This window comes from Streptomyces sp. NBC_00158 (assembly GCF_045160885.1).
Taxonomy (GTDB): domain Bacteria; phylum Actinomycetota; class Actinomycetes; order Streptomycetales; family Streptomycetaceae; genus Streptomyces.
Map to the genome: position 1 here is coordinate 7,429,818 of NZ_CP108161.1, position 23,981 is coordinate 7,453,798.

Genomic DNA, 23,981 nt, shown 5'->3' on the forward strand with positions numbered 1-23,981 from the left:
ATCGCGGTCGGCGGGAGCGGTCACGTCGGCGGCCCTTCAGCGCCCGACCGGAGTGACGGAGATCGGCTCGACGCGGCTCGCGCAACCGGTGTCCCCGGTGCGGCCGGTGCGGATGAACCGGGTGGACAGGCCCACCACGCAGCCGCTCTGCTCCATCTCCGGCACGTGCCCGGTGTTGCGGACGGACAGGAACCGGCTGTCGCGGAACTGCCGGGCGGCCAGGCGGCCGTTGGCGTCGGGGGTGTTGTTGTCGAGGTCGCCGGAGAGCACCAGGACGGGCACGTCCGGCATCCGGGGGTGCGTGGGCTGCGGCAGGGCGGTGTTCTCGCGAGGCCAGCCGATGCAGACGTCACCGCCGTCGGTCGGGCCCTCCAGATAGCCGGCGGCACTGAACGCGCCGAACGCGCCCGGACGCTGGGCGGCCGCGCCGAGGGCGGAGCGGTACTGGCGCCACCGCTCCGGCAGTGCGGAGCCGGCGTTCCAGGACTTGCGGTAGTCGTTGCAGACGACGGCGATGTACGGGGCCTGGTCCTCGGCGGAACCGGTGGAGCCCTCCGCGCGCACCAGGTCCAGCAGCGGCCCGCCGTCCCCGGCCGTGAAGCGGTCCAGGGCGTGCGGCAGGCCGCCGAGCAGCGAGGGCGCGCCCGGATCCGCGCCGACCTCCCGGCTCGCCCCCTCGTAGACGAGGTTGGCGAGCTTGCCCTCCGTCAGGCGCATCCGGAACGGCGCGGCGCCCTCCAGCGGGATGTCCACCTCGACCGGCCGCTGGCGCAGGGCGGCGGCGGTGGCGGCCAGGTCCCGGACCGCCTTGTCGCCGTCGCAGGCGGGCCCGCCCCGGGCCTCCGGACGGGCCGCGCTGCGCTCGCAGACCCGGCGCAGGGTCAGTGACACGGCCTCCGCCGCGGGCCGGTTCAGCGGGTCGAAGGCGAGCGGGTACGCCCCGGACAGTACGACGGCGCGGACGTGCCCGGGGTGGCGGGAGGCGTAGACCGGCATCAGGTAGGTGCCGTACGACAGGCCGTAGAGGGTGAGCTCGTCGACGCCGATCCGTGCGCGGATCGCGTCGAGGTCGTCGGCGGTGGCTGCCGTGGTGTAGCCCTGGGCGCGCGGCCCGAGGTTCGCGGCGCAGCGGGTGACGGCGTCACGCTGCTGTTCACGGGTGCCGAACCGGTACTCGGCGTCGGTGACCCCGCAGGGCATCCGCTGGGACCTGCCGGTGCCCCGCGGGTCGACGAGCAGCAGGTCGTGGTCGCCGAGCAGGTCCTTCAGCACCTCGCCGAAGACCGGCGCGCGCTCGATGGCCACCTCGCCGGGACCGCCGGGGTTGACGGCGACCGTCCCCTTGGCGGGACCGGGGGAGCGGTGGCGGACCACCGCGTAGCTCACGTCGACCGTGCCCAGACCGGGGCGGCCGGTGACCAGGGGACGCGTCATCGAGCCGCAGTCCACGCGGTGCCCCTCGACGGTGGGGCACCAGTCCGGCCGGGCCGGGCCGGCCGCCGCCGTGGCCGTCACCGCCGGGAGCACGGAGAGCAGCAGCGCCGCAGCCCCCGCCGCCGGCCCCACCCGTCGCAGCACACCCGTCGCCGTCATGCCCACTTCCACTCCCGCTGTCGTCCGAGGTGGCGGGGCGCCGTACTGCGCCCCGCCGTGGACACGACTGTGCCGGGCGCGTTTCAGGGCCACGGCAGAGCGAAGGCAAAGACGTGTAAGAACGGGTAGCCTGACGGGGCCTGGCCGGGGGACCGGGCTGCTTCGGCGTCCCCGGAACGACCACACACGGGGACCTGACACACACATGCGCGCTGCTTTCTTCCGGCGTTCGGCGTGGGCGGCGGCGGCCGTCCTGACGCTCACCACGCTCTCCGCCTGCTCCGGTGAGTCCACCTGCAAGATGCCCAAGGGCGTCAGAACCTGCCTGACGGTGGAACAGGTCAAGGACATGGACGCCGTGCGCGCCGGCGGCCGGGCCCTGCTGGAGTCACCGGGCCTGGAGTCCGAGGTGCTGCTCACCCCGCCGAAGAACCTCCTCGGCGGCTCCCCGAGCCCGATACCCGGCACCGGCCGGTACCGGGGGGACGCGGCGGAGGCCGCCGTGGGCGGGTCGCTGCACATGGAGTTCACGGAGGACGGGCACACCGACGCCGCCCGGTACACGGGCGGGCACATGTACGTCCGGTACTGGAAGGCGGTCGACGACCGGACGGGCAAGCCGGCCTGGGTGGCCAGGTCGCAGGGGCAGCTCGACAGGAGGGGCGACGAGTGGAACGTCGTGGCCGAGCGGACGCGCGCGGCGAACCCCCTGATGACCGCACGGCTGCTGGCGGCCTTCGTCCCCGAACCGGGCTCGAACGGCCTGACCCGCTCCGGGCCCGACGGGCGCCAACTGCACGTCGAGATGAGCCACCTGTTCATGCCCAAAGCCAGCTACGAAATCCTGGAAGGCGCCTTCCCGGACCACCGTCCGCAGGAGGTCGAGGTGGACCTGCGTCTGGACGAGCAGAAGCGGATCACCTGGTACGAGGCGACCATGAGGCTCACGCACATCAGCGGCACCGACGTCCAAGTGCGGGTCATGCACACCTTCAAGCCCGCCGCCGGCCCCGTCACCCTGGGTCCCCCGGAAGGCGTCCTCAACCCCGTGACGCCCTCCCCGACGGGGAGCTGAACCCGCTCCCGGGCCCGATCTCGTGGAATCGCCGCGCCGCCGCGCGTGTGACCCGGGTGCGCCGCCCGCGAGGGTGTTTGCTGTGCGCAGGCCCGCCGGCCAAGGGCGCGGCCCCGCACCACGGAGGAGCCGGAACCATGAAGTTCGCGCAGATCATCGACTTCGAGACGGAACGCATCGACGAGGTGCGCGAGCTGCTGCGCTCCTACGAGGAGCAGGCCCGCTCGCAGGGGCGCGGCGGCACCCCGGTCGCCCGCACCCTGCTCAAGGACCGCGCCAACCCCAACCGCTACCTCGCCGTGGTGCAGTTCGACTCCCACGACGAGGCCATGGCGAACAGCGCCGCGCCCGAGACGAACGAGCTGGCCCAGGCGCTCTCCGCGCTGATGACCAGGCCGACCGCCTACACCGACTGCGACATCGTGGACCACCAGAGCACCCGCTGACGCCCCCGGCTGGACACGCACCCCCCTGTCGTAACAGAATCGGTTACGACAGGGGGGTGCGCCGCATCCGGGTGGCGGGAGGTCCCATGAGCGCGAGCAGCCGGATGACCGTGGCCACGCACACGCTGACCTGGATGGCGCGGGTCTGCCCCGGGCGGCCCGGCGGCATCGTGACGTCCGAGCAGATCGCCGCCAGCGTCAACACCAACCCCGTCGTCATCCGCCGCACCCTGGGGAGCCTGCGTGACGCCGGGCTGGTGGAGTCGCGGCGCGGACAGGGCGCGGGCTGGCGGCTGGCCCGCGCTCCGGAATCGATCACGCTGAGGGACGTACACCTCGCGGTCGAACCCGAGCCGCTGATCCCCCTGCACGCCTCGCCGCCCAACCGGGAATGCCCCGTCGCGCGGGGCATCCCCGCCGTACTGCGCGAGGTCTACGACCGCGCCGAGGAGGCGATGAGGGCCGAACTGGCGGCCGTCACCGTCGCCGACGTGGCCAGAGCGGCGGTTCCCGGAACCTGAGCGGCCCGAGCTCCGCGCAGGCCGGCCCCACCGGGGCCGGCCTCCCTTTCGGCCGCTGTCGTAACCATTTCAGTTACATCCCGTCGAGACGAAGGACCGTACGCAAGTGATCACCACAGAACGCCTCCGACTGCGCCCGCTCACCGAAGCCGACACCGACTGGTGGGTCGGCCTGCACGCGGACGAGGAGGTCAGCCGGTTCGTCGGCGGCTACACCCCGGACCGGGCCGCCGCCCGGCTGCGCGCCATCCAGGACCAGTGGGACCGGCGCGGCCACGGCCTGTGCGCCGTCGAACTGCGCGAGACCGGCGAGCCGATAGGGCGCAGCGGCCTCAACTGGTGGGAACAGTTCGACGAGACCGAGATCGGCTGGACCTTCGCCCGTGCCCACTGGGGCCGCGGCTACGCCACCGAGGCGGCCGGGGCGGTGCTCGCGTGGGGGTTCGGGACGCTGGAGCTCCCGCGGATCACCGCCATGATCCACCACGGCAACACCGCCTCCACCGCGGTGGCCTCGCGCCTCGGCTTCACGCGCCTGCGCGAGGACACCGTCCTGGACCGCCCCTGCACCGTCTACGCCCTGGACCGGGACGGTTTCCCGCCCCGCTGACCGGCCTACTGGTTCGGGTCGAAGGCGATGCCCGCCGGCTTGGCCTTGGCGAGGTGGGAGGCGAAGGAGCCGTCCTTCAGGCCGAAGTGCGCGCTGCCGAAGTCCGCCTGGACGAGCTTGTCCCGGAGCGTCGCCGGGTAGCCCGACCAGCCGACGAGCGCCGGGAACTGCCAGGTGCCCCGGTGGTTCTCCGGCGGATCGTCATTGGTGTTGGCCGGACGGAAGCAGTGCGTGCCGACACCGTCCTTGTGATAGACGATCTTGGGATGGGTGCCGTCCCAGCGGATCTGGTCGCGGGGGTACGTGTTGAAATCGCCGTGGGCGGAGGTCGAGACGTACTTCGCCTCGTTGTTCTGGATCCACACCACCACGTGCTCCCAGTCGTGGCGGTGGCCGCCGAGGCTGATGCCCGGGATGGCCTGGTCCTTCTCGAAGTAGAGCGCGTACGCCACGGCGCACCAGCCGTTGTTGCAGGTGGCACGGGAATAGCCGTTGGTGTTGGCGAGGTCCGAGGCGTCGCGGCAGTTCCCGTTCAGCGCGCCGGTCGGGTTCAGGCCGCCGTTCAGGACGCCGGTGGGGCCGATGGCGGGCGTCGGGTAGCAGCCGTCGGTGTCGTAGTCGTACGCGGGCTGGAACGCGAGCTCGACGGCGTCGGCGTTCACCGGCAGGGCCGGGGGCGGCGCCGCGAAGGCCACCTGGGGCACGGCGACGACCAGCGCGAGGGCCGCGCCGACGGTGACCGATGTCCGGCGTGAGTTCCGGATGTGACGACTCGTCCGCAAAGCAGCCTCCGGCTGGTCGGGGTTCGGCGTGACGCGGATCCCGGCCGGTCCGGCGGGCGCGCCGGAAGCATCATTCGCGAACCCCGACGGCACGACAAGAGCCGCGGCACCGCCTCTTGGCGGACACCGGCCGGAGCGCGCGCCCGGGAAGTCCCGGGCGCGCGTCCGCCGCGGCTCAGGTCCGGTAGCGGTACAGGATGCGGCCGCGGGTCAGGTCGTACGTGCTGACCTCGACGAGCACCCGGTCGAACGGGAGGATGCGGATGTAGTTCTTGCGGATCTTCCCGCTGATGTGCGCGAGCACGTGGTGCCCGTTCTGGAGCTCCACCTTGAAGGTGGCGTTGCGCAGGCACTCGACGACGGTGCCCTCGACCTCCAGGCCCTTCGATGTCCTTGCCAATGTCCCTCGTCTTTCGGATGGGTGTAAGGGTGTGGGTACGGGTGTGGGGAGGCGGGTCCGGTGCGCCGTCAGCGGCGGACCAGCTCCACGTTGCCGCCGGTCCGGCGGGCCCCGAGGCGCTCGAACAGCGTGATCGCCGCGGTGTTGGACTCGTCGGCCTCGGCCCAGGCAGAGCCGGTTCCGGAGCGGTGCAGCGAGTCCAGCGCGTGCGCCAGCAGCGCCCGCCCGATGCCCCTGCGCCGCTCGCCGGTCCGTACGGCCACCAGCCCGATCCGGGCCCGGCGGGGGACCGGCGCCACGCGCACCAGCCCCACGTACGCGCCGTCCCGGACCGCCACCGTGAACCTCGACGGGTCCAGCGGCAGCGGCCCGTCCGGGCGGGGCAGGACCTCGGCCGGCATGGTGCGCCATCCGGCGGCGGCCTCCACCTCCTCGCGGATCGTCCGGTGCAGGGCGCGCAGCAGACCTTCGTCCGCCTCCGCGCCCGGCAGGATCCGCACACCGGAGGGGGAGCACGACGGGTCCAGTCCGGTCTCGCGCGGGTCGGTGGGCAGGACGTACTCCCGCTCGCGGCGTCCGGGGGTGAATCCGGCGCGCTCCCAGCGGGACCTGAGGCCGGGATCGGCCTCCCCGACCAGGGTGTGCAGGGGGCCCGGAAGGTCCGCCAGCATGGCCGCGGCGAGCCGGTCGAAGGCCGCGTCCCGCCACACGTCGATGCTGACGAAGAGCCGTCCGTCGGGCCGTTGCGAGACATCGCCGTGGCCGACGGTCCGGCCTTCGGCCGTCGCCTGCCAGCGGGTCTCCTCGACCCGGTCGATCGTCACTGTTTCCATGGTTGTCGCCTTTCAGGAGTGCCTGGTTGGGCAGGCGCTCCCGACGACACCTAGGTCAGTCGCACACCGTGACGGAAGTTGGGGAGCACCCACCTCGATACAGCCTTCATGGGTCTCACCTCCTCGCGTCCTGTCACGGTGCTGCGCACACTAGCAACCGGCGGCCGCACGTCTCATCCGATTTATTTCCGGACGGGCATGTCCGGCAGGCTCCCGCCGCGGTCCGGGTCTAGCCTTCGGCCCTGTGCGCTGCGGAGGGAGCGGCTGATGGACAGCACGACCGGATTCGACCTCGGACCGCAGGCGGCCGTCGTGGCCCGCCTGGTCGCCGGTGTCCCCGACGCCCGGCTCGCCGCGCCGACCCCCTGCCCGGCCTATCCGGTCGGCGCGCTGCTGGGGCATCTGGCGGGCCTGGCCGAGGCCTTCCGCGACGCGGCCCGCAAGGACCTCGGCCCCACGACCGACACGGCCCCGGGCACGGCCGGGCCCCCGCTCCCCGAGGACTGGCGCGAGCGGCTTCCGGAGCTCCTCGGCGAACTGGCGCGGGCCTGGCGGGACCCGGCCGCCTGGACCGGCATGACCCGCGCGGGCGGCGTGGACCTGCCCGGAGCCGTCGCCGCCGCGGTGGCCGCCGACGAACTGGTCGTCCACGGCTGGGACCTGGCCCGGGCCACCGGGCAGGAGTACGTACCCGACGGGGCCGCGCTGAGGTCCTCGTACGAGTTCCTGCTCGCGGCCGCCCAGGCGGACGACCGCGGCGGGGGCATCTTCGGCCCCGTCGTGCCGGTGCCGGAGGGCGCCCCGCTGCTGGACCGGACGGTCGGACTGAGCGGCCGGGACCCGGGCTGGACCGCGCCGGCGTCCCCCTGACGCGATCCGCGAGGAGTCACGGCAAGGGCGGGAACGGTTCAGCCGTTGGTCATGACCCGTTCGTATGCGATGTGAAATATCACATGGCATACGGAAGGCCCCGCGCAACACGGGCCCGCCCCATGACCACGAGGAGAAATCCGATGAACCGCTTGGCCCTCCTGGCCGTCGGCGCCGCCGGCCTGACCGCCCTCACCTGCGCCCCCGCCTTCGCCGCCGCCCCCGCGGCCGCCACCGAGACCGTCACCTCCTGCGGCGACGCGGGACTTCAGGCGGGTCTGACCACCCGGGTGTGCGCCGACGTCACCGGCACCACCGTCGAGATCCGCGGCCGGATCGGACTCGCCGGCCCGCCCTCCCCGGGCAGCCCGGCGCCCGGGCCGCGGGAGCTGTTCACGACGCTGACCGTCGAGGTGCTCGGCGGGGCCGCGCCCGTCACCCAGGCGAGGCCCGTCGTCTTCAACTCGTCAACCCTCGAAGTGGGCGGCCCGGCCGGCCCCGTCCCGTGCGGGTCGACCGTCCGCGCCACCTTCGGCGTGGCCTCGTTCCCCTGGACCGCCAGGCCCGTCGTCCACGAGGTCACCGTCAGCTGCTGACCCTCACCTGTCGGCCGTCACCCGCTGAACCTCACCCGTCGGCCGTCACCCGCGCCCCCGCCAGGGCCCGGACGCCGGCGGCGCAACCCTCCCGCAGCGCCGCGAGTTCGGCCGGGGGCAGCCGCAGCGAGGCTCCCCGCCGCCCGGCGTCCAGCCGGGCGGCTCCCGCGTCGAGCCACTCGGGCAGGGGCTCCACACCGATGAAGCCGGCCAGCCTCGCGAGCTCCTCGCGGGGCCGGTCGAGGAGGTCCTCGTAGGAGAGCGTGGTGCGCATCGGCGCGGGAACCGCCCCGAGGTGCGCCACGCCCCGGACGACGATCTCCGACCACAGCGCCGCGAAGCCCCCCACGGGCAGCTCGCGGTCCAGCACCAGCGCGGGATCGAAACGGTCCGCCAGCAGCCGCGACAGCTCCGGCGGCAGCGACCGGAGCTGTTCCCCGGTCAGGTCCTCCACGCGCTCGGCACCCGTCCGGGCGAGGATCTCCCGCATCAGGAAGATCAGCCGGTAGCCCGTGTGCCTGCTCATGGACAGCGCACAGTCCGGCCCGTCCCTGAACAGGTGCACGAAGCGCGCCCGCGGGAACGTCCGGCGCAGCAGCGGCACCCGGTCCGAGGAGTAGCCCGACCGCTCCACGACCGCCGTGGACCCGAACCGCGCGCACAACAGGCCGAACAGCGCCTCGTAGTGCGCGGCGGCGGTGCGGACCGGCCAGCCGCGCACCTGCTTCTCCAACTCGTCGAACAGGCCGTCCGGATCGTCGGTGAGGTGCGGGAGCACCATCAGGGACAGGGCGGGGATGCCGGTGGTGGCGGTCGAGAACCGCCCGGGACGGCGGGTGTAGACGAACTCGGGCATCGGCGCCCCGCTGCGGATCATCCGCTCGAACAGCTGGTTGGGATCCGCCAGCAGCCGCCAGAACCCCTCACCCGTGACCGGGCCCTCGGGGAAGCCGCGGCTCTGCACCGAGGACAGCAGCTCGTTCAGACTGAGCACGTCCGGATGCGCGTTGACGATGCCCGACAGCGCGGTCGACCCGCTGCGGCCCGTACCCACGACGAACGTCAGAGTGCGCATCCCGTCCAACTCCTCCGGCGACGACCCGTACCGATCCCGACCAGCCTTCCCCCGGCGCGGCCTCCCGACGCGGACGGCGGGGCGACCGGACGCTTTTACCACGCAGGGGGCTGGAAGTAAGGTCTCCGTTTATTCGGACTGGCTGGATATGATCGGCATCCTCACCCCGCAGGGCCGTGTCGGCAGTTACCCCATGCCCTCGTCCAGGCCCGTCCCGTCTCCGCCGCTCCCGAGGACCGATGTCTGCGATGGCCCCCGAAGGACAGCCAAGCCCGCCGCCCCCCGCCCGGCGCCGCCGCACCGTACGCCTGCGCACGCTGCTGGTCTGCCTGGCCGTCGTCCCGACCGTGGCGATGGGGGCCCAGGTCACCGTGACCGCGCAGCGGTTGCTGGCCCAGTCGGAGCACCTGCGCGCGGACGTGGAGGCCGGCGAACGGATCGGCGTACCGCTGGTCAGGCTGATGGCGGAGCTGCAGGCCGAGCGCGCGGTGACGGCGGCGCGCTGGGCGGGATCCTCCGTGGCCGACGAGGCCCTGCGCGAGCGGCGGGCCGCGACGGACCGCGCCGCGGCGGAGTTCCGGCGGATCGCGGGCAGCGGCCGCGGCGACGACGCGGGCCACCCCGGGCAGGGCGAGGGACGCCTCGGCGCCGTGAGCGGCCGGCTCGACCTGCTCGCCTCGTACCGCAAGCGCGTGGACGCCCACAACGGCAGCGCCGAACAGGCCGTCGGCTACTACACCGGCGTGATCGACGACATCATCCGCGCCTACCAGGACGAATTCAGCCACGCGGAGGACGCCGAACTCGCCCAGGAGAGCCGGCCCGCCGTGGCCCTGTTCTCCGCCGCCGAGATGGTCGCCCGCGAGGACACCGCCCTCACGCTCGCCGGGCCCTCCCGCGAGCTGGCCGCCACCGGCTTCTCCCAGTTCCTCGACGCCGTCGGCACCCACCGGTACCTGTACGACACCTGGATCGTGCCGTACCTGCCGCCCGCCGAACTGGCCGCGTACGACAAGCTCACCGGCACGGACGCCTGGCAGACCAAGCTCCGCGTCGAGAACGCGGTCATCGCCAACCACAAGGACACCGCGACCGGCGTGAAACTGCCCGCCGACGTCGACGACTGGCCCGCCGCCCACCACACCTTCGCGCCGCGACTGGCCGAACTCAACACCGCCCGGGCAAAGAACGTGCTCGCGCACGCCGACGAGAAGGCCGCGGCGCTCCAGACCGAGGTCTACTGGCTCGTCGGCGCGAGCGGCGGCACCCTGCTGCTGGTCACCGCGGTCGTCGTCCTCACCACGCGGTCGGTCCTGCGCCGCCTCAGCCGCCTGCACACCCGTACGGTCGCCATCGCCGAGGAGACGCTGCCCGAGGTGGTGGCCCGGCTCCAGCGCGGGGAGCCCGTCGACACGCAGGCCCTGCCGGCCGTGCACGGACGCGAGGACGAGGTCGGGCAGATAGCCGACGCCTTCGCCCGGGTGGTCGCCGTGTCCGTCGACGGCCACCGCCAACTCGCCGCGGAACGCCACGGCTTCGGCCTGTTCGCCTCCGGCATCGCCTCGCGCACCGGGAACCTCGTCAGCCGGCAGCTCAGCCTGACCGAGGACCTCCAGGACACCTTCGGCAACGACGAGGCGCTCCTGGCCCAGCTGATGCGGTCCGACCAGCTGACGGTGGGCATGCGGCGCCAGATCGAGAACCTCCTCATCCTCGCCGGCGGCGAGATCCCGGACCCGCACACCGAGCCCATGCGCGTCGCCGACCTGCTGCGCGAGGCCGCGGCCGAGGTCGAGGACTTCCGGCGCATCGAACGGCAGGCCCTCGACGAGGCGAGCGTGCGGCCGCACGTCATCAGCCAGATCAGCCACCTGCTGGCGGAGCTGCTGGACAACGCGACCCGGTTCTCGCCGCCGCGCTCGAAGGTGGTCGTCCGCGCCGAACTCGTCGCGGACGGCCTCTCGGTCGAGATCGAGGACCGCGGGCCGCGGGTCTCGGCCGCCGGCTACGAGGCCATGAACGAGCGCCTGCACTCGGCGCCGCCGTTCTCCGTCCTGGCCGAGAACGCGCACCGGCTCGGCCTCTTCGTCGTCGGCCACCTGGCCGACCAGCTCGCCGCCCGCGTCACCCTGCGCCGCTCGGTGTACGGGGGCACCGCCGCCGTCGTCATCCTGCCGGGCGCGCTGCTGCTGCCCGTCGGGGCGAAGCCCGCGCCGCCGCGGCCGGCGGAGCCGAGGCCGCTGCCCGAGCGCGCCCCGCGACCGGCTCCCGTGCCCGACCCCGTACGCACCCCCGTACGCCGGCCCGAGCCCGAGCCCGCGCGGGAGCCCGCGTGCGAGGCGGCCGCCGAAGCGGAAGAGGCCCCGCCGGCCCCCGCCCTCGCGCCCGCACCGCCGCCGCCCGCCGCCGCGGCGGCCACCGACGCGCGGCCGGCCCTGCCCGAGCGCGTCCCGCAGACCCACCTCACCAGGCAACTCCGGAGCCCCCGCGCCCCGGAACCGACTGCCGACCGGGACCCGGAGACACCCGAAGAGGTGGCCGACGCCTGGGCCGACTACGAAGAGGGGACCAAGAAAGTGGAAGCAGAACTCGGAGCTGACCAGCCATGACCACCACAGCCAGCGACATGATCTACGGCATCCTGGACAACAACCTGAGCAGGATCGCCGGCATCCAGGGAGCCGTCCTCCTGTCCAACGACGGGATCAAGCTCAGCGCCTACCTGCTGGAGCGGGACCAGTCGGAACGCATCGCCGCCGCGTCCTCCGGCATCGCCGCCACCATGAAGGCGATATCCCGGGAGATCGACGGCGGGCGGGTCATCCGCCAGCTCGTGGAGATGGACGACCGCTACCTCTGCGTCGTCGGCTGCGGCGAGGGCAGCACGCTCATCGTCGTGACCTCCCGCAAGGCGCGGCTCGGCGAGCTGGGCGGCGAAGCCGTACGCACCGCCCAGGCGCTCGGCGAATGGCTGGGAACCCCCGAGCGCACCACCCCGCCGACGCCGTAATGCCCGACCAGCCGCCGCGCCGAAGCCCCCGCCGGACCCGGCTGTACGCGCTGACCGACGGCCGTACGGCCGCCGCCCCGCAGACCGTCCTCACCATGGACACCACCATCGAGGCGGCGGCCGTCGCCGACGACGCCCACACCGGACTGGCCACCGAATGGCGGGCCGTCCTCACCATGTGCGCGCGGCCGGGCGGACTGGCCGTCGCCGAGATCGCCGCCCGCATGCACATGCGCCTCACCCCGATGACGCTCCTGCTGGGCGAACTCGCCGACCGCGGGCTGATCCACCACCGGCCGCCCCTGGAGGGCGCCGAGACGACCAACGTCCACCTGCTCATGAAAATCAGGGACAACCTTGCCCGGATATGACACCTCCGACGAACCCACCGCCCGGGCGGCGTCCCCCGTCAAGATTCTCATCGCCGGCGGGTTCGGAGTCGGCAAGACGACCCTGGTCGAGGCGGTCTCCGAGATCGAGCCGCTGCGTACGGAGGAACGCCTCACCAGCGCGGGAGTCGGCGTCGACGACCTCGACGGCATCGAGTCCAAGACCCTGACCACCGTCGCCATGGACTTCGGCCGGATCACCCTCGCCGACGCCGGAGTCGTCCTCTACCTGTTCGGCACGCCCGGCCAGGAGCGGTTCTGGTTCATGTGGGACGACCTGCTGAACGGAGCCCTGGGGGCACTCGTGCTCGTCGACACGCGGCGCCTGGACCGCGGCTTCCCGGCGATCGACTTCTTCGAGAGCCGCGGGCTGCCGTTCGTCGTCGGCGCGAACTGCTTCCACGGCGAACAGGCCTACACCGCCGCGGAGATCGCCGCCGCCCTGCACCTGCGCGACCCGGCCACCCCCGTCCTCATGCTCGACGCCCGCTCCCGCACGGACGCCCGGAACTCCCTGCTGGCCCTGCTCGACGTGGTCATCGCCCGGGCCGGGGCACCCGCCGGCGTCTGACGGGGTGCCGGGCCGGGGGGCGGTCCCCGACGGGCCGGACGACGGCGCTAGCGTGATCACCATGTACACGATCAATGGCGTGACCGCCACGCCGGGCGGGCGGATGTCCGTCCAGTTCCATGACCACGGCTACGCCGCCAAGCAGGAGGGGAGCGACGAATCCCTCGCAGAGAAGCTGTTCGGCGAGGGAGCCGGCTGCGTCACCCTGCTGGTGATGCTCGCGTCGATAGGCCTCTACAGCCTGCTCAAGAAGAACGGGGCACCGGAGGCCGCCGTCACGGCCTGCCTGATGGTGGCGATCGCCTCGGTCTGCTACGGGGCGATCATCGCGCTGCTGCACTGGACCAGCGGGGTGCTCGGGAGCATCTTCCTCTTCCTGTTCGTCGTCGTGAGCTTTCCCCTGCTGCTGTTTCCCGGCTACCGGCGGGTCCTGCGCCGTCGTTGGGGGAGCGGCGGCGGCGACGACAGCGAAGGGGGCTGGGTACCCGCCACCGCCCTCGCGGGGGTCTGGCACCAGCCCGACCCCCGCGGCGGCAGCGTGATCACCGTCCAGCTCACCGACGGAACGGTCACCGCGTACGCGGCCGCGCCCGACGCGGCCCACGACCTGTACGCGCGCTTCGACGCCCTGCTGCGCGGCGCCCGCCCGGCCCAGGCCCCGTACCAGCAGCCGGGCCAGCACCAGCAGCCGCCGCAGTACCAGCAGCCCGGCCAATATCAGCAGCCGGGCCAGTACCAGCACCCCGGGCAGTACCAGCAGCCGCCGCAGTACCAGCAGCCCTGGCAGCAGCAGCCGCCGCGCCGCTGAGCGGCACCCGTCAGGCCCGCACCAGCCGTTCGAGCGCGGCGGCCACGGGGGCGACGCCGTCCTCCGCCGCCAGCCGGCCGGCGAGGTACCGGGCCCGCTCCCGGTAGGACGGGTCGCCCACGGCCTCCCGGAGCGCCGAGGCGAGGGCGGCGGCACCGAGCCGGCGCAGCGGCAGCACACGGGGCGCGGTGCCCGACTCCACCAGGCGGGCCGCCCAGAAGTGGGCGTCGAACTGCACGGGCACCGGTACGCAGGGAACGCCCGCGCGCAGGGCCGCGCCGGTGGTGCCCGCCCCGGCGTGGTGGACCACGGCGGCCATGCGGGGGAACAGCAGGGAGTGCGGGACGTCGCCGATGGTGATCACGTCGTCCTGCGCGGCGGACAGCCCGGCCCACCCCCGCTGGACCACCCCCCGCAGGCCGGCGGCGCGCAGCGCGGCCACGACCTGGGCGCTGACCCGGCCGGGGTCGGGCGTGGTGGCGCTGCCGAGACCCACGTAGACCGGGGCGGGGCCGGCGGCGAGGAAGTCCTCCAGCTCCCGCGGGAGCCGGGCGGCGCCGTCGTGGGGCCACCAGTATCCGGAGACCTCCAGCCCCGGGCGCCAGTCGCGGGGGCGGGGGACCACCAGCTCGCTGAAGCCGTGCCACACGGGCCAGCCCTGCCGCTCTCGGGCGCGGCGGGCGGCGGACAGACGGCTCCGGGGCAGGCCGTGCTCGGCGGCCAGGGCCCGTGCGGCCCGGGTGAAGACGTGGTCGACGGCCGTGACCACGGCCTGCCCGCCGAGCCGGTTGCCCAGGCCGCCCGCGGACCGGGTGCCGAGCATCGGCGGCGGGAACTCCCGCGTGCCGTGCAGGGGTTGCAGGAAGAGGCCCATGCTGGGCCGGTCGAGGCCCTCGGCGATGGCGTACGCCAGCGGAGCGACCGTTCCCCCGGCCAGTACGACGTCCGCGTCGCGCGCGGCCTCCACCAGCGGCTGCGTCATTCCGGGGGCGATGCGCCGCGCCAGCGCGACGGCGCGCAGCAGCTTCACCGCACCGCTCCGGCTCCGGTGCAGCCCGCGCCCGCGCGCCGAGTGCAACTCGGCCCTGGGATCACCGGGAAGGGCGGCGAAGCGCACCCCAGATCCGGCCGACAGCGGCTCGAACACGTCATGCGTCACCAGGGTGACCTCGTGTCCGGCCCGGACCAGCCCGGCCCCCAGCCCCGTGTACGGCGCGACGTCCCCGCGCGACCCCGCTGTCATGACGGCGATCCTCATGCCCGCCAGTGTGGCGGCCGCACCCCGCCCGTGTCGCACGTCCTCGCGGGGCGGCGCGGTACATCTGCGGGCACCCGGTTGACGGGCCGGCCGCGCCGTACGTGGCAGCATGGGGGCGCCCGTACGGTTCACGTCCTCCAGACCCCGGGGTTGTCCCATGGCGGTGGCTGCCGGCGCGGCCCGCAAGCGCCGCGTGCTCGCGGCGATGGGGTGCGCCGGGGGCATGGTGATGCTCGACCAGACCGTCGTGGCGGTCGCCCTCGACCCCATGGCGCGCAGCCTGGGACTGACCGCCTTCGTGATGCACGGCGTGGTGCTCGTCTACGTCCTCGCACTGTCCGCGTTCGCGCCCGTCGGCGGGATGGCGGCCCGCCGCTTCGGCCTGATGAACACCTTCCGGTTGGGCGTCGTGCTCTTCACCGCCGCGTCCGGCGCCTGCGGACTCGCCCCGGCGACGGCCCTCGCGGGGCCGCTCCTGCTGCTGATGAGGGCCCTCCAGGGGGTGGGTGCCGGGCTGATGCTCCCGGTGGCCACGACCGTGATCACCGATGTGTACGGGGAACGCGAGCGCGGCAGGGCCCTGGCGGCGTACGCGGGTCTGGCGCAGGTGTTCTTCGCCCTCGGCCCCGTGGTGGGGGCGGTGCTGACCCAGTACCTGGGATGGCGTTCGGTCTTTCCCGTCAACCTGCCGGTCGCCGCGGCCGCGCTGTGGCTGGCCGCCCGCGCGCGGGTGGCGGAGCACCCGGACGGGACACCCCTGACCGCGGCGCAGCCGCTCGTCGTCATCCCGTCCGTGGCCCTGTTCGTACTCGGGCTCTACCAGTGCGGCGTGGGGAGTCCCACGGACCCGAGGACCTTCGCCGTGCCGGCGGCCGGTGTGCTGGCGCTGGCCCTGGCGGTACGGCTGGTGCTGCGCTCGCCCCGGCCCCTCGTCGACCTGCGGCTGCTGCGCATCGGCCCGTACGCCGTGGCCACGGCGCTCACCTTCCTGGTGCAGGCACCCCAGCTGATCGTGATGGTGCACGGCACGCTGTTCCTGCGCCAGGCCATGCAACTGCCGGCCCTGGCCACCGGCCTCGCCCTGCTGCCCCTGGTCGGCTCGCTGACCGCGGGCACGTACCTGTCCGGGCACCTGGTGGACCGCTTCCGGTCGGCCAGGGTGCCCGTCCTGTTCGGGCTGGCGACGGCCACGGTCGGCGCGGTGTTCTGGACGGCGGCGCTGCCGTCGCGCGAGTACCTCTGGCAGGTCCCCGGGATGGCGCTGGCGGGGATCGGGATGGGCATGCCGGTCCCGGCGCTGAGCGCCGAACTGATGCGCGCGGTGCCCGAGGGGAAGCGGGTCGACGCGTCCGTACTGCGCCAGACGCTCCGCCAGCTGGGCGGCGCGGTGGGCCTGGCAGTGGCGGGGGCGCTGGTCCTGGCCGCGAACGACGACTCCGCCGACGGGGCGGGCGTCATCACCGCCACGGCCGCCCCGGTGGCCTTCGTCGCGGCGAGCGGCTTCCTGTGCGCGGCGCTGCTGCTGGCGGCCTTCGAGCTGCGGGTCCGGGTGCATGGCCGGTTCGAGGCGGTGAATTCCGGCCATTCCGGGCCCGGTTGAGGAATGTGGTTAGGTGAGCCTTGCCTAATGTCGCGTATGGTGTGGACATGACCAAGATCATCCGCATGCTCGCCGCGGCCACCGCGGCCGGGCTCCTGCTGGCCGGCGCCCCCTCGGCCGCCACCGCCGCACCCGCCGCGGCGGGCGACCGGGCCGAAGCCCCCGCGGGTGCCGCCCGCCTGGAACTGCCGCGCCCCACCGGCGCCTTCGCCGTCGGCCGCGACACCCTCCACCTCGTCGACACCGGCCGCAAGGACCCCTGGGTCCCGTCCGCCGACCGCGAACTCCTGGTGTCCCTCTACTACCCCGCCGTCCGGAACACCGGGCGCCCGGCCCCGTACCTGACCGTGGACGAGGCGCGCGCCCTGCTCGCGGACCGCGGGGAACTCGGCCGCCACGCCACCGCCGAACAGGTCGCCGCCGTCCGCACCCACGCCCGCGAGGGCGCGCTGCCGCGCGCCGGCGGCGGCCGGTACCCGCTGGTCGTCCTGTCGCCCGGATTCACCCTGCCCCGCGCCTCGCTCACCGTGCTCGCGGAGGACCTGACCTCGCGCGGCTACGTCGTCGCCGCCGTCGACCACGCCTACGAATCCGACGGCACCACCTTCCCCGGCGGCAGGGTGCTCGGCTGCAAGGCCTGCGAGCAGGTCTTCCCCGACCGGTCGCTGCACCGCGTGTCCGACGCGCGGGCGCGCGACGTGACGTTCCTGCTGGACCGCCTCACCGGAGACCGCCCCGCCTGGCGTCACTCCCGGCTGGTCGACACCCGCCGCATCGGCATGGCCGGACACTCGATCGGCGGTGCCTCCGCCGCCGCGGCCATGGCCGCCGATCCGCGGGTGGCGGCCGGAGTGAACATGGACGGCACCTTCTTCGCCCCGCTGCCCGAGAGCGGCCTCGGTGGCCGGCCGTTCCTGCTGCTCGGCGGCGACCCGGCACTGATCCCGCCCGACATCGAGGACACCAGCTGGGCCGACGCCTGGCCGCGCATGGACGGCTGGAAGCGCTGGCTGACCGTCACCGGCATGGGCCACCCCGGCTTCACCGACTGGCCCGTCCTCGCCGACGCCGCGGGCGCCCCGCACCCGGAGACACCCCTCGCGGGGGGCCGCTCGCAGCAGATCACCCGGGCCTACACCGGCGACTTCTTCGACCGGCACCTCAAGGGCCTGCCCGCGCCGCGCCTGGACGGGCCCACGGCGGCCGACCCCGAGGTGGTCTTCCAGCGCAGCTGACGGGTATGCGCGGATCGTCCCGTGGAGGGTGGGATGTGACTCCTCCCACCCTCCCTTGACCCGGGAGGGAAGGCATACCTAAGTTCGGCCCCATGTCCCCGCACCACTCCACACCCCCCGTCGGCCCGGACGAAGCCCCCGCCGACCTGGTCGACTTCTCCGTCGACCTCACCTCCCAGGAGATGCTCCGGCGCGCGCAGGTGATGGCCGCGCTCGGCCCCGACTGGGATCCGGTCGAGGTGCTGCGGGGCGAGGAGGAGGCGTACGACCTCCTCTACTCCGGCCTCGACGCCGAGCAGCAGCGCGTGTACGACGACCTCGTGGCGGCCGGGGTGCTGCCCGAGCGCGGGGGCGGCCGTGCTGCCGCTTGACCCGCAGGCCGAGATCGGCCGCCGGGCGTGGGTGCCGTGCCCGGGATGCGGGGACACCCGGGACTGCGAGCCGTGCGGCGAGCGCCGGGCCTGCTCCCGGCACTGGCGCTACCTGCTCTCCAACAAGGGCAGCCTGCTCCACCTCCAGTGCCCCGGCTGCACCCACGTCTGGACCCACGAGAGCGGCTTCGGTGCCACCCGCTCCCTGTGGAGCCGCGTGACCAGCGGCCTGCCGCGCCTCTCGTCGTAGGGGTACGGGCGGCCGCTTTCCTTCGATTCGGGGGCCGGGTGTGGCCGGGGTCACCCACCCCAGCGGGTCTGGCCGGCTACCGGGGGTGACATTCGGGGGTCTGGGCGGTGAGGCGGCCCACAGGACCCAGGTCACATCCGGTCCGTCTTAGTAGACGGCCGGGCCGGTCCGGGTACGGCTTCCGGCGCGGGACGTCGGTCCCGGCCTGCGAGGGGGGCTAGTAGACGGGGGGCGTTGCCAGGGCGGCGGGGGGCTGGCTAACTGGTGTTGTCGCCGAGGCGGCCGGGGCGCTCAGCCCCCCGCCGGCAGATCCCCTCCCACCCGTGTGAGTGGCTCACGCATGTCTTCGGCATGTGGCGACCGTCCTTGTTCCCGTCGGAAGGTTCATCCGTGTCCAACGCCGTCATCCGCCGCATCGCCGCTTCGAAGAAGACCCTCGCCGGTACCGTCCTCGCTCTGGGTGTCGCGGGTTCCATGCTCGCCGCCGTGCCCGCGCAGGCCGCTCCGACGGGTGCGAAGGCGATCGCCCAGCAGATGATCAAGGACCCGGCCCAGTTCGCCGCCTTCGACAAGATCGTCACGCACGAGAGCGGCTGGGACTACACCGCCACGAACTCCTCCTCCGGCGCGTACGGCCTGGTCCAGGCCCTGCCGGCGTCGAAGATGTCCTCGGCGGGCTCGGACTGGAAGACCAACCCGGCCACCCAGATCAAGTGGGGCCTGGACTACATGAACGAGCGCTACGGCAGCCCGGTCGAGGCCTGGAACTTCTGGCAGGCCAACCACTGGTACTAAACCACCGGCGGACAACAGCAGACATGCGGAGAGCGCCCGGCCGAGACCCCTCGGCCGGGCGCTCTCGCGCGTCTGCCGACCGAACGCGTCAGGCCTTCAGGATCCGCCCCGACACCGCCAGCGTGAGGCGGCGCGGCGTCAGGGCGGAGGCGACCGCCGAGACGCGGTTGGCGAGGCCCGCCACGATGCTGGGCGGGGTCTTCGCGCGTTCCAGCGCGCGCCGCGTCGCGGTCACCACCTGCTCGGGCGTGGCCATCCGGCCGACGGCCGCGTCCCGGCTGCCGACGACGTCGAAGAACTCGGTGCTGACCGGCCCCGGCGACACGGCGAGCACCCGCAGCGGCGAGTGCCGGGTCTCGTAGCCGACGGCCTCGGTGAAGCTCAGTACGAAGGCCTTGCTGGCGCCGTAGACCGCCATCGCGGGAGTCGGCTGGTACGCCGCCGCGCTCGCGACGGTGACCAGCGCACCCCGGCCGTCGGCCACGAGGTCGGGCAGGAACGCCCGGGTGAGCTCGGTGACGGCCGTGACGTTCAGCTGGATCATCTCGTTGATCTGCGCCATGTCCTGGCGGACGAACGGGCCGTGGCTGCCGAAGCCGGCGTTGTTGACGAGCGAGTGCACCGTGATCCCGCGGGCGTCCAGCTCCGCGCGCAGCGCGGCCGCGGCTCCCGGTCGGGCGAGGTCCGCGGCGATCACGTGGGCGGTGACGCCGTAGCGCTTCTCCAGGTCCACCGCGAGCTCTTCGAGCCGGTCGAGCCGGCGGGCGACCAGGACGAGGTCCGCCCCGCGCTCGGCCCACTGGCGGGCGAACTCGACGCCGAGCCCGGCGCTCGCCCCGGTGATCAGGGTCACGGTCCCCTGGTATGTCATAGGCATCGTCGTCTGCTCCGTTTCCACGCGTTGGACGGTGACGAATGTAGGCGGCGTCATCATTGTAGTCAATGACAACATCAGGAAAGGGGAGCCCGCCTTGACCGAGGGGCCCTACCACCACGGCAACCTCAGGACCGCCCTGCTGGAACGCGCGGAGACCGTCCTCACCGAGTCGGGCGTGGACGGCCTGTCCCTGCGCGCCCTGGCACGCGACCTCGGGGTCAGCCACGCCGCGCCGTCCCGCCACTTCCGCGACCGGCAGGCCCTGCTGGACGCCCTCGCCGTCAGCGGATTCACCCGGCTCAACGCCCGGCTGCGCACCGCCGCCGAAGCACCCGGCCCGGTGCCGGGCCGCCTGGCCCGGCTGGGACGCGCGTACGTCGACTTCGCCGTCACCCACGCACCCCTGCTGAACCTGATGTTCAGCGCCAAGCACGCCGACGACTCCAGCGCGGAACTCAGGGAGCTGGGTCACCGCAGCCTCGACACCACCGCCGGGCTCATCGCGCAGGCCCAGGCCGAGGGACTGGTACGCGACGGGGACCCGGCCCGCCTCGCCCAGGTCGCCTTCTCCACCGTCCACGGCCTGGCGGCCCTGGCCCTCGGCTCCCTCCTCGACGACACCCCGCTGCCCGAGGCGACCGACCTGGCCATCGACGTACTGCTGACCGGCCTGGCACGCCCCGGCCGGTGAGGGGCCGGACGCGCCGCAGCTCAGCCGCTCACCGGCCGGCGCGGGCCGGACCCAGGGCGGCGAGCAGGGCGTCGAGGGGCGCGGGGACGAGGCGGAGGTCGAGGGCCTGGGCGAGGAGGTGGCCGTAGCGGATCTTGCGGCCCTTCTTGGTGCCGAGGAAGCGCCGCATCCGGTGGTGCGGTTCACGGCCCCGTTGCGCGGGCTGGCGGACGAAGGTCTGCCACGGGACCAGGTCCCCCTCGGCCTCGATGATCCCTTCCACTCCCGCCACGCCCAGCGCGCGGATGAGCTCCTCCTCCAGGTCCTCCACGCAGACGAAGACCTCGTGGCCGGGCGCACCGGCCCGCTCGAAGGCGCGGTCGTAGTAGGGCCGCTCCCGTTCGTCGCACAGCCCGGTCAGGCGCAGCCCCAGACCGGACGGACCCAGGAGCCCGGCGTAGCGGCCGACGTTCATCGCCCCGCCCATGGACAGGACGCACACGCCCTCGGCGGACAGGTCCCGGTCCAGGCGTGCCGCCAGGGTCTCGACGGCGGCCAGGTCACTGGGCCCCTCGACGAGCACCACCGCCGTGACGCCCAGCTCCGCGGCCAGCTCCCCGGCCGGCCCGCCGGGGCCGCCCGCCGCCCATTCGGCCACCGCGATCCGGAACACTCCCATGTCTGCCATACGGCGATTCTGCTCCACCCCGGGGCAGCGCCCGCACCCATTTTCCGCTGCTCCCGGGGGCGTTCACGCCGGCACGGGCGGGGAACACCACACCGCATGACCCACAACCAGCCGCCACCGCAGCTGATCGTCCTGCGCGGGAACTCCGGCTCCGGCAAGTCCTCCGTCGCCGCCGAACTGCGCCGCCGCGTCGGCCGGGGGCTCGCCATCGTCGCCCAGGACAACGTCCGCCGCGTCGTCCTGAAGGAGAAGGACGTCGCGGGCGCGGCGAACATCGGACTCATCGACGCCATCGCCCGCTACTCCCTCGCCCACGGCTTCCACACCGTCGTGGAGGGCATCCTGAACGCCTCCCGGTACGGGGACATGCTCGCCCGGCTCCACCGCGACCACCACGGCCGGTCCCACTTCTTCTACCTCGACGTCCCCTTCGAGGAGACCGTCGCCCGGCACGCCACACGCCCCCAGGCCGCGGACTTCGGCCCCGAGGCCATGGCGCGGTGGTACCGCGGCGGGGACCTGCTCGCGGCGGTATCCGAGCAGGTCGTCGGTCCCGACTCCACCCTCGACGACACGGTGCTCCGCGTCCTCGCCGCCGGCGGGATCCCCACCCCGTCCGGGGACTGCGCCCCCTCTTGATCGACTGGCCGCGGCGCGGGCGCCGGAGCAGGCTCGAAGGAGGGAAGAAGGTGGTCGTGTGAACCGGACGGCGTCCTCGCGCACCGCCGCCGGCGCCATGATCCTGGCCGCGGTCGCCGGGGCCGGGACCCCGCAGGCGTACGGCGGCGACGACGACCGCGCGCAGCGCAGTGCCCAGGTCCTTCGGGAACTGGTGCCTTCCCCCGACGGCCCCGGCTGCGCGGCCGCCGTCGGCGAACGCGGCGTGGTCGTCTGGGAGGCGGGGCGGGGGAAGGCCGACCTGGCGACCGGGCGGCCCATCACCCCGGCGACGGTGTTCGACATGGCGTCCAATTCCAAGCAGTTCACCGCGGACGCGGTCCTCCTGCTCGCCGGAAGGCACCGGCTGGCGCTCGGCGACCCGCTGTCCGACCACCTCGACGATCCGCCCGCCTGGACGCGGGACGTCACGCTGGGCGACCTGATGCGCCACACCAGCGGCATCCCCGACTACCAGGACCTGCTGGAGGCGAAGGGCGTCAAGGTGACCGACCCGGCCGGCCAGCAGGACGCACTCGCCGCCATCCTCGCCTCCCGACCGCAGGAGCGGCCCGGCAAGGTCTTCTCCTACTCCAACTCCAACTACGTCCTCCTCGCCCACGTCGTCGAGAGGGTCACCGGCACGCCCTTCCCGGCCTTCCTCCAGCAGGAGTTCTTCACCCCGCTGCACCTGCGCATGACCCTCTCCCCGGCGGTCGACGTCCCCGGCAAGGCGAAGTCGTACGACGAGAAGGACGGCTCCTACACCCCAGACTCCTCGCCCTGGAAGCAGTACGGAGACGGATCCGTACAGACCACCGCCGGAGAACTCGTCCGCTGGGCCGACAACTACCGCACCGGCCGCGTCGGCGGGAAGGAACTCCTCGCCGCGGTCACCGACGGGGCGGTGAGCGTGGGCGACGTCCTGCGCCCCCGCGGCGTCGAGGAGGGCCGCTACGGGGCCGGAATGCTCGTGCTCCCCGACAAGAGCCTGCTGCACCGGGGCGACTGGGAGCAGTTCCACAGCACCTTCAAGGTGAGCCCGGACCGCGGTACCGCCGTCACCGTGGTGTGCAACGCGGATCCGCCCGACAGCTTCCGGGCCGCGAACCGTCTCATGGACATCTGGACGGACCGGCCGGTCAGCCGCTGAAGCCGCCGTCGCTCTTGAGCAACTGCCCGTTGATCCACCGACCCTGCGGTGAGCAGAGGAACCCGACCAGGTCGGCGGTGTCCCGAGGAGTGCCCAGGCGGCCCAGCGGCGTACGGCCGAGCAGGTGCTCCCGGACGCCGTCGGACATCCACCCGGTGTCCACCGGCCCGGGGTTGACCACGTTGGCGGTGATCCCGAGACGGGCGAGCTCGTGGGCGGCGGCCAGCACGATGCGGTCCAGCGCCCCCTTGCTCGCCCCGTAGGGCAGGTTGCCGACGGTGTGGTCGCTGGTCAGGCCGATCACGCGGCCGGTCCCCGCGGCCCCCCGGAACCGGCGGCCGTACTCTCGGATCAGCAGCCAGGTGGCGCGGGCGTTCACCGCGAAGTGCCGGTCGAAGCTTTCGACGGTGGTGTCCAGCAAGCCGGAGTCGACCGACTCGCAGTGGGCCATCACCAGGGCGGTGACACCGCCGAGCCGCCGCTCGACCTCGTCGAAGACGCGTCCGGGAGCGCCGGGATCGGCGAGGTCCGCCTCCACCGCCACCGCCTCGGCGCCCCGCTCCGCCAGGACGCCGGCGATGGCGTCCGCCGCGCCCGCCTCGACGCCCCAGCTCATGCGCGCGTCGTACGGCGTCCAGTAGGTGAAGCCGATGTCCCAGCCGGCCCCGGCCAGCCCGCGGGCGATGCCGGCGCCGATCCCGACGGTACGGCCGACGCCGGTCACCAGGGCGACCGGCCTGCCGCCGGTACCGGACGCGGTCTCCTGTGCAGTCGTCACGGCCGCCATCATTCGCCCTCCGGGGACGCCACGCCAAACCGGGCCGCCGTACGCGGACTTCGGCCCCACG

28 protein-coding genes are annotated in these 23,981 nt (G+C 73.8%); 19 read left to right on the forward strand and 9 right to left on the reverse strand.

Annotation, left to right across the window (positions count from 1 at the left end):
• Window positions 1-36: 36 nt before the first annotated feature.
• Complete coding sequence (locus OG553_RS34060; protein WP_405982705.1) at window positions 37-1,593, reverse strand: alpha/beta fold hydrolase; 1,557 nt, start codon at window positions 1,591-1,593, stop codon at window positions 37-39.
• 205 nt (window positions 1,594-1,798) lie between these two features.
• On the opposite strand from OG553_RS34060, the gene OG553_RS34065 reads away from it, so the two are divergent.
• The 4 genes from OG553_RS34065 (at window position 1,799) to OG553_RS34080 (ending at window position 4,245) form a co-directional block, all read left to right on the forward strand.
• Window positions 1,799-2,668, forward strand: coding sequence for a hypothetical protein (locus tag OG553_RS34065; protein ID WP_405982706.1), 870 nt, complete (start codon window positions 1,799-1,801; stop codon window positions 2,666-2,668).
• 137 nt (window positions 2,669-2,805) lie between these two features.
• Window positions 2,806-3,114, forward strand: a complete 309-nt coding sequence (locus OG553_RS34070) for a hypothetical protein (RefSeq protein ID WP_405982707.1) — start codon at window positions 2,806-2,808, stop codon at window positions 3,112-3,114.
• An 86-nt stretch (window positions 3,115-3,200) separates the two neighbouring features.
• The gene (locus OG553_RS34075; RefSeq protein WP_405982708.1) at window positions 3,201-3,635 is read left to right on the forward strand and encodes an Rrf2 family transcriptional regulator; all 435 of its coding nucleotides are present in this window, start codon (window positions 3,201-3,203) and stop codon (window positions 3,633-3,635) included.
• Window positions 3,636-3,741: 106 nt separating this feature from the next.
• Window positions 3,742-4,245, forward strand: a complete 504-nt coding sequence (locus OG553_RS34080) for a GNAT family N-acetyltransferase (protein ID WP_405982709.1) — start codon at window positions 3,742-3,744, stop codon at window positions 4,243-4,245.
• A 5-nt stretch (window positions 4,246-4,250) separates the two neighbouring features.
• Here the strand turns inward: OG553_RS34080 and OG553_RS34085 are convergent, their stop codons facing one another.
• The 3 genes from OG553_RS34085 to OG553_RS34095 all read right to left on the reverse strand — a co-directional run bounded on the left by OG553_RS34085 (window position 4,251) and on the right by OG553_RS34095 (window position 6,260).
• Window positions 4,251-5,027 carry an NPP1 family protein gene (locus OG553_RS34085; RefSeq protein ID WP_405982710.1) on the reverse strand — a complete coding sequence of 259 codons (777 nt, stop codon included), beginning with the start codon at window positions 5,025-5,027 and terminating at the stop codon, window positions 4,251-4,253.
• Window positions 5,028-5,202: 175 nt separating this feature from the next.
• Window positions 5,203-5,427, reverse strand: a complete 225-nt coding sequence (gene infA / locus OG553_RS34090; protein ID WP_405982711.1) for a translation initiation factor IF-1 — start codon at window positions 5,425-5,427, stop codon at window positions 5,203-5,205.
• A gap of 68 nt (window positions 5,428-5,495) precedes the next feature.
• Complete coding sequence (locus OG553_RS34095) at window positions 5,496-6,260, reverse strand: GNAT family N-acetyltransferase (protein WP_405982712.1); 765 nt, start codon at window positions 6,258-6,260, stop codon at window positions 5,496-5,498.
• Between the two features lie 267 nt (window positions 6,261-6,527).
• Here OG553_RS34095 and OG553_RS34100 point away from each other — a divergent pair, with 267 nt between their 5' ends.
• Both OG553_RS34100 and OG553_RS34105 read left to right on the forward strand, forming a co-directional pair.
• Window positions 6,528-7,130, forward strand: a complete 603-nt coding sequence (locus OG553_RS34100; protein WP_405982713.1) for a TIGR03086 family metal-binding protein — start codon at window positions 6,528-6,530, stop codon at window positions 7,128-7,130.
• 143 nt (window positions 7,131-7,273) lie between these two features.
• Window positions 7,274-7,726 (forward strand): hypothetical protein, encoded by a 453-nt coding sequence (locus tag OG553_RS34105; protein ID WP_405982714.1) that lies wholly within the window; start codon window positions 7,274-7,276, stop codon window positions 7,724-7,726.
• A 31-nt stretch (window positions 7,727-7,757) separates the two neighbouring features.
• On the opposite strand, the gene OG553_RS34110 is transcribed toward OG553_RS34105, so the two are convergent.
• Window positions 7,758-8,801 carry a sulfotransferase gene (locus OG553_RS34110; RefSeq protein ID WP_405982715.1) on the reverse strand — a complete coding sequence of 348 codons (1,044 nt, stop codon included), beginning with the start codon at window positions 8,799-8,801 and terminating at the stop codon, window positions 7,758-7,760.
• 248 nt (window positions 8,802-9,049) lie between these two features.
• Here OG553_RS34110 and OG553_RS34115 point away from each other — a divergent pair, with 248 nt between their 5' ends.
• The 5 genes from OG553_RS34115 to OG553_RS34135 all read left to right on the forward strand — a co-directional run bounded on the left by OG553_RS34115 (window position 9,050) and on the right by OG553_RS34135 (window position 13,579).
• Complete coding sequence (locus tag OG553_RS34115; protein WP_405982716.1) at window positions 9,050-11,410, forward strand: nitrate- and nitrite sensing domain-containing protein; 2,361 nt, start codon at window positions 9,050-9,052, stop codon at window positions 11,408-11,410.
• Window positions 11,407-11,811, forward strand: coding sequence for a roadblock/LC7 domain-containing protein (locus OG553_RS34120; protein ID WP_405982717.1), 405 nt, complete (start codon window positions 11,407-11,409; stop codon window positions 11,809-11,811). The genes OG553_RS34115 and OG553_RS34120 overlap by 4 nt, the downstream gene beginning before the upstream one ends.
• Complete coding sequence (locus tag OG553_RS34125; RefSeq protein ID WP_405982718.1) at window positions 11,811-12,182, forward strand: DUF742 domain-containing protein; 372 nt, start codon at window positions 11,811-11,813, stop codon at window positions 12,180-12,182. Before OG553_RS34120 ends, OG553_RS34125 begins: the two co-directional genes overlap by 1 nt.
• Window positions 12,169-12,771, forward strand: coding sequence for a GTP-binding protein (locus tag OG553_RS34130; protein ID WP_405982719.1), 603 nt, complete (start codon window positions 12,169-12,171; stop codon window positions 12,769-12,771). Before OG553_RS34125 ends, OG553_RS34130 begins: the two co-directional genes overlap by 14 nt.
• A gap of 61 nt (window positions 12,772-12,832) precedes the next feature.
• On the forward strand, window positions 12,833-13,579 hold the full coding sequence (locus OG553_RS34135; RefSeq protein WP_405982720.1) for a hypothetical protein: 747 nt from the start codon (window positions 12,833-12,835) through the stop codon (window positions 13,577-13,579).
• A gap of 10 nt (window positions 13,580-13,589) precedes the next feature.
• Here the strand turns inward: OG553_RS34135 and OG553_RS34140 are convergent, their stop codons facing one another.
• A complete protein-coding gene (locus tag OG553_RS34140; protein ID WP_405982721.1) occupies window positions 13,590-14,837 on the reverse strand; it encodes a glycosyltransferase in 1,248 nt (415 codons plus the stop codon).
• A 157-nt stretch (window positions 14,838-14,994) separates the two neighbouring features.
• On the opposite strand from OG553_RS34140, the gene OG553_RS34145 reads away from it, so the two are divergent.
• From OG553_RS34145 to OG553_RS34165, 5 genes are all read left to right on the forward strand, one after another.
• Window positions 14,995-16,437, forward strand: coding sequence for an MFS transporter (locus OG553_RS34145; RefSeq protein WP_405982722.1), 1,443 nt, complete (start codon window positions 14,995-14,997; stop codon window positions 16,435-16,437).
• Window positions 16,438-16,484: 47 nt separating this feature from the next.
• On the forward strand, window positions 16,485-17,672 hold the full coding sequence (locus tag OG553_RS34150; protein ID WP_405982723.1) for an alpha/beta hydrolase family protein: 1,188 nt from the start codon (window positions 16,485-16,487) through the stop codon (window positions 17,670-17,672).
• Between the two features lie 92 nt (window positions 17,673-17,764).
• The gene (locus tag OG553_RS34155) at window positions 17,765-18,043 is read left to right on the forward strand and encodes a DUF6400 family protein (RefSeq protein ID WP_405982724.1); all 279 of its coding nucleotides are present in this window, start codon (window positions 17,765-17,767) and stop codon (window positions 18,041-18,043) included.
• Window positions 18,030-18,293, forward strand: coding sequence for a hypothetical protein (locus tag OG553_RS34160; RefSeq protein WP_405982725.1), 264 nt, complete (start codon window positions 18,030-18,032; stop codon window positions 18,291-18,293). The genes OG553_RS34155 and OG553_RS34160 overlap by 14 nt, the downstream gene beginning before the upstream one ends.
• Before the next feature lie 351 nt (window positions 18,294-18,644).
• Entirely contained in the window at window positions 18,645-19,088 is a 444-nt protein-coding gene (locus OG553_RS34165; protein WP_405982726.1) for a transglycosylase SLT domain-containing protein, read from the forward strand.
• An 88-nt stretch (window positions 19,089-19,176) separates the two neighbouring features.
• On the opposite strand, the gene OG553_RS34170 is transcribed toward OG553_RS34165, so the two are convergent.
• The gene (locus OG553_RS34170) at window positions 19,177-19,965 is read right to left on the reverse strand and encodes an SDR family NAD(P)-dependent oxidoreductase (protein ID WP_405982727.1); all 789 of its coding nucleotides are present in this window, start codon (window positions 19,963-19,965) and stop codon (window positions 19,177-19,179) included.
• A gap of 94 nt (window positions 19,966-20,059) precedes the next feature.
• Here OG553_RS34170 and OG553_RS34175 point away from each other — a divergent pair, with 94 nt between their 5' ends.
• The gene (locus OG553_RS34175; protein WP_405982728.1) at window positions 20,060-20,656 is read left to right on the forward strand and encodes a TetR/AcrR family transcriptional regulator; all 597 of its coding nucleotides are present in this window, start codon (window positions 20,060-20,062) and stop codon (window positions 20,654-20,656) included.
• 28 nt (window positions 20,657-20,684) lie between these two features.
• Here OG553_RS34175 and OG553_RS34180 read toward each other — a convergent pair whose 3' ends face one another.
• Window positions 20,685-21,323, reverse strand: a complete 639-nt coding sequence (locus OG553_RS34180) for a TOPRIM nucleotidyl transferase/hydrolase domain-containing protein (protein WP_405982729.1) — start codon at window positions 21,321-21,323, stop codon at window positions 20,685-20,687.
• 96 nt (window positions 21,324-21,419) lie between these two features.
• On the opposite strand from OG553_RS34180, the gene OG553_RS34185 reads away from it, so the two are divergent.
• Window positions 21,420-21,962, forward strand: a complete 543-nt coding sequence (locus OG553_RS34185; protein ID WP_405982730.1) for a kinase — start codon at window positions 21,420-21,422, stop codon at window positions 21,960-21,962.
• 58 nt (window positions 21,963-22,020) lie between these two features.
• Window positions 22,021-23,133: a serine hydrolase domain-containing protein gene (locus OG553_RS34190; RefSeq protein WP_405982731.1), complete on the forward strand. Its 1,113-nt coding sequence runs from the start codon at window positions 22,021-22,023 to the stop codon at window positions 23,131-23,133.
• On the opposite strand, the gene OG553_RS34195 is transcribed toward OG553_RS34190, so the two are convergent.
• Window positions 23,123-23,911: an SDR family oxidoreductase gene (locus tag OG553_RS34195; RefSeq protein WP_405982732.1), complete on the reverse strand. Its 789-nt coding sequence runs from the start codon at window positions 23,909-23,911 to the stop codon at window positions 23,123-23,125. The genes OG553_RS34190 and OG553_RS34195 overlap by 11 nt on opposite strands.
• Between the last annotated feature and the right edge of the window lie 70 nt (window positions 23,912-23,981).

Coding starts and splice junctions, on each gene's coding strand:
- OG553_RS34180 (WP_405982729.1), bottom strand. CDS start 21,323: ATGGCAGACATGGGAGTGTTCCGGATCGCGGTGGCCGAATGGGCGGCG.
- OG553_RS34170 (WP_405982727.1), bottom strand. CDS start 19,965: ATGCCTATGACATACCAGGGGACCGTGACCCTGATCACCGGGGCGAGC.
- OG553_RS34145 (WP_405982722.1), top strand. CDS start 14,995: ATGGCGGTGGCTGCCGGCGCGGCCCGCAAGCGCCGCGTGCTCGCGGCG.
- OG553_RS34125 (WP_405982718.1), top strand. CDS start 11,811: ATGCCCGACCAGCCGCCGCGCCGAAGCCCCCGCCGGACCCGGCTGTAC.
- OG553_RS34185 (WP_405982730.1), top strand. CDS start 21,420: ATGACCCACAACCAGCCGCCACCGCAGCTGATCGTCCTGCGCGGGAAC.
- OG553_RS34105 (WP_405982714.1), top strand. CDS start 7,274: ATGAACCGCTTGGCCCTCCTGGCCGTCGGCGCCGCCGGCCTGACCGCC.
- OG553_RS34100 (WP_405982713.1), top strand. CDS start 6,528: ATGGACAGCACGACCGGATTCGACCTCGGACCGCAGGCGGCCGTCGTG.
- OG553_RS34075 (WP_405982708.1), top strand. CDS start 3,201: ATGAGCGCGAGCAGCCGGATGACCGTGGCCACGCACACGCTGACCTGG.
- OG553_RS34155 (WP_405982724.1), top strand. CDS start 17,765: ATGTCCCCGCACCACTCCACACCCCCCGTCGGCCCGGACGAAGCCCCC.
- OG553_RS34140 (WP_405982721.1), bottom strand. CDS start 14,837: ATGAGGATCGCCGTCATGACAGCGGGGTCGCGCGGGGACGTCGCGCCG.
- OG553_RS34060 (WP_405982705.1), bottom strand. CDS start 1,593: ATGACGGCGACGGGTGTGCTGCGACGGGTGGGGCCGGCGGCGGGGGCT.
- OG553_RS34165 (WP_405982726.1), top strand. CDS start 18,645: ATGTGGCGACCGTCCTTGTTCCCGTCGGAAGGTTCATCCGTGTCCAAC.
- OG553_RS34070 (WP_405982707.1), top strand. CDS start 2,806: ATGAAGTTCGCGCAGATCATCGACTTCGAGACGGAACGCATCGACGAG.
- OG553_RS34115 (WP_405982716.1), top strand. CDS start 9,050: ATGGCCCCCGAAGGACAGCCAAGCCCGCCGCCCCCCGCCCGGCGCCGC.
- OG553_RS34095 (WP_405982712.1), bottom strand. CDS start 6,260: ATGGAAACAGTGACGATCGACCGGGTCGAGGAGACCCGCTGGCAGGCG.
- OG553_RS34150 (WP_405982723.1), top strand. CDS start 16,485: ATGACCAAGATCATCCGCATGCTCGCCGCGGCCACCGCGGCCGGGCTC.
- OG553_RS34065 (WP_405982706.1), top strand. CDS start 1,799: ATGCGCGCTGCTTTCTTCCGGCGTTCGGCGTGGGCGGCGGCGGCCGTC.
- OG553_RS34110 (WP_405982715.1), bottom strand. CDS start 8,801: ATGCGCACTCTGACGTTCGTCGTGGGTACGGGCCGCAGCGGGTCGACC.
- OG553_RS34135 (WP_405982720.1), top strand. CDS start 12,833: ATGTACACGATCAATGGCGTGACCGCCACGCCGGGCGGGCGGATGTCC.
- OG553_RS34120 (WP_405982717.1), top strand. CDS start 11,407: ATGACCACCACAGCCAGCGACATGATCTACGGCATCCTGGACAACAAC.